The sequence below is a fragment of the Mycobacterium sp. E740 genome, assembly GCF_001672895.1.
In the GTDB taxonomy this organism is placed as follows: domain Bacteria; phylum Actinomycetota; class Actinomycetes; order Mycobacteriales; family Mycobacteriaceae; genus Mycobacterium.
Window position 1 is genome coordinate 1 of the sequence record NZ_LZKP01000138.1, and the last position, 4,306, is coordinate 4,306.

Annotated in this window: 4 protein-coding genes; all 4 read right to left on the bottom strand. The window is 66.9% G+C overall.

Features of this window, described 5'->3' with window-relative positions:
- Nucleotides 1-57: 57 nt before the first annotated feature.
- Nucleotides 58-1,290, bottom strand: coding sequence for a fatty acid desaturase (locus tag A5663_RS13115; RefSeq protein WP_068149336.1), 1,233 nt, complete (start codon nucleotides 1,288-1,290; stop codon nucleotides 58-60).
- A gap of 69 nt (nucleotides 1,291-1,359) precedes the next feature.
- Entirely contained in the window at nucleotides 1,360-2,496 is a 1,137-nt protein-coding gene (locus A5663_RS13120) for a ferredoxin reductase (protein WP_068149339.1), read from the bottom strand.
- A 53-nt stretch (nucleotides 2,497-2,549) separates the two neighbouring features.
- Nucleotides 2,550-3,050 (bottom strand): hypothetical protein, encoded by a 501-nt coding sequence (locus tag A5663_RS13125; RefSeq protein WP_197503386.1) that lies wholly within the window; start codon nucleotides 3,048-3,050, stop codon nucleotides 2,550-2,552.
- Nucleotides 3,051-3,071: 21 nt separating this feature from the next.
- Nucleotides 3,072-4,306: BCCT family transporter (locus tag A5663_RS13130; RefSeq protein ID WP_068149345.1), on the bottom strand; the 1,235-nt coding region annotated here is incomplete at its 5' end.

Consider the following 4,306-nt stretch of genomic DNA (forward strand, 5'->3'; position numbering starts at 1 on the left):
GCGGCGTGTCGTGTGCAAACACGCACGCTCGCGGCATGTTGTGCGTGCGTGTCGCAACTAGGTGGCGGATGCTAGGCGCTTCTCGCGTCGGCGCGCCCGCACGGCTGCGATCGCTGACTTGAGCCCACGGCGCTGACCCGGCTCCAGCTCCGCGAACATCCGCTCGCTGCGGGTCTCCGGCGCATCGTCCGCGTTGTCGCGCAGGTACTTGTCCGGCAGCGACAGCTTCGCGATGGTCCGCCAGGTCTTGCCGTACTGGACCAGGAACGAGCCAGTCGTGTACGGCAGGTCGTACTTGTCGCACACCTGGCGCACCCGCACCGAGATCGCATACAGGCGGTTGCTCGGCAGGTCCGGATACAGATGGTGCTCGATCTGATGGCAGAGGTTGCCGCTCATGAACCGCAGCACCGGACCGTTCTCGAAGTTGGCGCTGCCGAGCATCTGGCGCAGGTACCACTCGCCCTTCGTCTCGCCGGCCATGTCCGTCTTGGTGAATTTCTCTGCGCCGTCGGGGAAATGACCGCAGAAGATCACCGCGTTGGACCAGATGTTGCGGATGATGTTGGCGACCGCGTTGGCCTTGAGCGTCGACCTGTACGTCGCGCCCGGTGACAACGACGTGAGCGCGGGCCACGCCACATAGTCCTTGACCACCTGCTGGCCCGCCTTGGTGCCGAACTCGCGCATCCGCACCAGCGTCGCGTTGCGGTCGTCGCGGCCCTTGAAGATCTTGCCGATCTCGAGGTGCTGCAGCCCGACCCCCCACTCGAAGAGCGTCGCGAGCATCGTGTTGAACAGCAGGTTGAAGACGTTGTGCGGCTTCCACTTCTGGTCCCGCGTCACCCGCAGCAGGCCGTAGCCCACGTCGTCGTCCATGCCCAGGATGTTCGTGTACTTGTGGTGCATGAAGTTGTGCGTGAAACGCCAGTGCTTCGCTGCGCCGCTCATGTCCCACTCCCACGTCGAGGAGTGAATCTCGGGATCGTTCATCCAATCCCACTGGCCGTGCATGACGTTGTGGCCGATCTCCATGTTCTCGATGATCTTGGCCACGCCCAGCGTGACAGTGCCTGCCCACCAGGCGGAGCGTCGCGAGCTCGCGGCCAGCATCACGCGGCCGGCGACCTCCAGCGCGCGCTGAGCGGCGATGGTGCGGCGGATGTAGCGCGCGTCGCGCTCACCCCGGGAGTCTTCGATGTCCTGCCGGATCGCGTCCAGTTCGACGGCCAGGCTCTCGATATCCGCATCGGTGAGATGCGCGAACTCGGGAACGTCGGTGATTGCCATCGTCAAGCCTCCTCTCGTGTGCCTACGCTAGCGTAACCTACGAACCCGTAGGTTACCAGCCAGTAAACCTCAGACATCGAGCACGCAATCGCCCGATGCTGCGGAGATGCAGGTCTGGATACGACTGCCGGGCTCATGCTCTACGCCGGTCCGCAGATCGCGGACATGTCCGTCGACCAGACTCACCACGCAGGACTGGCAGATGCCCATCCGGCAGCCGAACGGCATCCGGATCCCGGCGTTCTCGCCGGCGTCCATCAGCGGCGTCGCGGCGTCCACGCTCACCGTCTTGCCGCTGCGCGCGAACTCGACGGTGCCGCCCTGCCCGTGCACGGCCGCCCGCGACAGCGCGAAGCGCTCGAGGTGCAGCCGATCCTCGAGGCTCGCCTCCGACCAGACACGCTGGGCCGCGTCGAGCATGCCCTCGGGTCCGCACGCCCAGGTCTGGCGCTCACGCCAGTCGGGCACCTCGCCGTCCAACCGCGCCAGATCCAGCCGGCCTTGCGTGCGCGTCGAGCGCAGACGGATCTGATAACCGTCGTACCTGCGCTCGAGCTCGCCGAGCTCGTCGGCGAACATGACATCGGATTCCGTTGGCGCGGAATGCAAATGGATGATGTCGGTGATCTGATCACGCCGAGCCAGCGTTCTCAGCATCGACATCACCGGCGTGATGCCGGAGCCGCCGGTAATGAACAACACCTTCGGCGGCGCAGGATCGGGCATCACGAAGTTGCCCTGCGGCGCGGCCAACCGCACGATCGTGCCGGGCGCCAGCCCGTCGACGAGATGCGCCGACAGGAAGCCCTCCGGCATCGCCTTGACGGTGATCGTGATGGTGCGTGCGGTTCGCGACGGCGTCGAGGTCAGCGAGTAGGACCGCCACCGCCAGCGGCCCTGCATCTGCACGCCGATACCGACGTACTGGCCGGGCCGGTAGTCGAACGAAAAACCCCACCCCGGCTTGATGACCAGCGTCGCCGAATCCTCGGTCTCGCGCCGCACCTCGAGCACCCGTCCGCGCAGTTCGCGCGCCGACCACAGCGGGTTGGCGAGCTTGAGGTAGTCGTCGGGCAGCAGCGGCGTGGTGATCCGGCTTGCGATGGTGCGCAGGGCATGCAGGCGCGGGTGCTGCCCAGCCCCCGCCACCGTCGGGCGCACTGTGTCGACCACGTTGGCCGAGACCTTGATGTAGTTCTTGGCCATGAACCTACGGTACCGTAACCTACGCTGCCGTATCCAGTCGTTCGCGTCGAATATCAGAGCAGATCGAGCAGGAACGGCAGTTCCTGCGGCGCGTACCAGGCGAGGTCGTGGTCCTGGGCATCGCCGACGGCGAACTCCGCGTCCTCGTCGCCGAGGTCGGCCTCGTCGACCGCGTCGATCGCCGGCAACACAGCGGCCTCCGCCTCCGCGTTGTCCACATAGGCCGCGATGACGTCGTCGAACGCGATCGGGCCGGCCAGCCGCACCACGGCATCGTCGAGATCGGGCCGCGGCGTCGCACCGTCGACCTCAGCCTCCAGCACCGCCCGGCGCGGGGGCAGCCCGGCCAGACCCTGGCCCGCCAGCAACCGCAGTGAGGCCAGTGCGGCTTCGCCCCGCGCCACCTCCGCCAGTTCCTCGTCGTCGCCTTCGGCGTAGGACTCGCGAAGAGCCGGGGTGACCGCGAACGCCGTGCCGCTGCGGGCGTGCAGCGTCCGATCGGCGACCAGTCGCTGCAGCATGGCCAGGGTCGCCGGGATGTAGACGCGCACCAGGCGAGATTAGCCGGTCGAAAGCTACTGGGACTTCCAGGATTCGCCGCTGGCCGGATCCTTCTCCACCGAGATGACGAAGTCGTCGCCGTGCCGGGTGACGCCGTGGATCACCGCGGTGTCGACGGCCTCGGCCGCGTACTGCCGGCGGACCATCAACGGGTCACGGCGCAGGTCTTTGACCAACGCCACCGCCATGCCGACCATCACCAGCACGAACGGCAGCGCGGCGATGATCGTGATCGTCTGCAGTCCGGTCAGTGCGTCCTGGCCGCCGACCAACAGCATCACCGCCGCGACGGCACCGGTCGCGACGCCCCAGAACACCACGGTCGACCTGCCGGGCCGGATCGTGCCGTGTTCGGACAGCGAGCCCATCACCACCGACGCGGCGTCCGCCCCGGAGACGAAGAAGATCGCCACCAGCACCATCACCAGCACACTGGCGACGGTCGCGATCGGATACTGCTCGAGCAGGCCGAACAGCTGGGCCTCGATGCTGTCCTCGCCGGCCAGATCGACCCCGTGCTGCTGCACGCTGATCGCCGAGCCGCCGAACACCGCGAACCACACCAGCGACACCAGGCTCGGCACCAGCAGGACCCCCGCGACGAACTGACGGATGGTGCGGCCTCGCGAGATTCGCGCGATGAACATACCGACGAACGGCGTCCACGACACCCACCACGCCCAGTAGAAGATCGTCCAGGACTGCAGCCACTCGTTGACCGCGGCGCCTTCGGCACCGGTGCGCGCAGACATCATCGCGAGGTCGGCCACATAGCTGCCCAGCGACGTCGGCAGCAGGTTGAGAATGAAAACCGTTGGGCCCACCACGAATACGAATACAGCGAGCAGCACTGCCAAGACCATGTTGATGTTGGACAGCCACTGGATGCCGCGCGCGACGCCGGACACCGCCGACAGCACGAACGCGACCGTGAGCACCGTGATGATGACGACGAGGATGGTGTTGCCGGTCTCTGAGAGACCGCCGACGATCTGCAGGCCGCTGCGAATCTGCAACGCGCCCAAGCCCAGTGAGGCGGCCGAGCCGAACAGCGTGGCGAAGATCGCCAGCATGTCGATCACCTTGGCCCAGCGGCTGTTCGCCCGCGACCCGAGCAGCGGCTCGAAGGCCGCGCTGATCAGTTGCAGGCGGCCCTTGCGGTACACGCCGTAACTGATCGCCAGTCCGACGACCGCATATATCGCCCACGGGTGCAGCGTCCAGTGGAACAGCGTGGTGGCCAGCGCGG

Bases quoted from the DNA above. Each gene is read 5' to 3' on its own strand.
- A5663_RS13115 (WP_068149336.1), bottom strand. From the start codon at position 1,290: ATGGCAATCACCGACGTTCCCGAGTTCGCGCATCTCACCGATGCGGAT.
- A5663_RS13120 (WP_068149339.1), bottom strand. From the start codon at position 2,496: ATGGCCAAGAACTACATCAAGGTCTCGGCCAACGTGGTCGACACAGTG.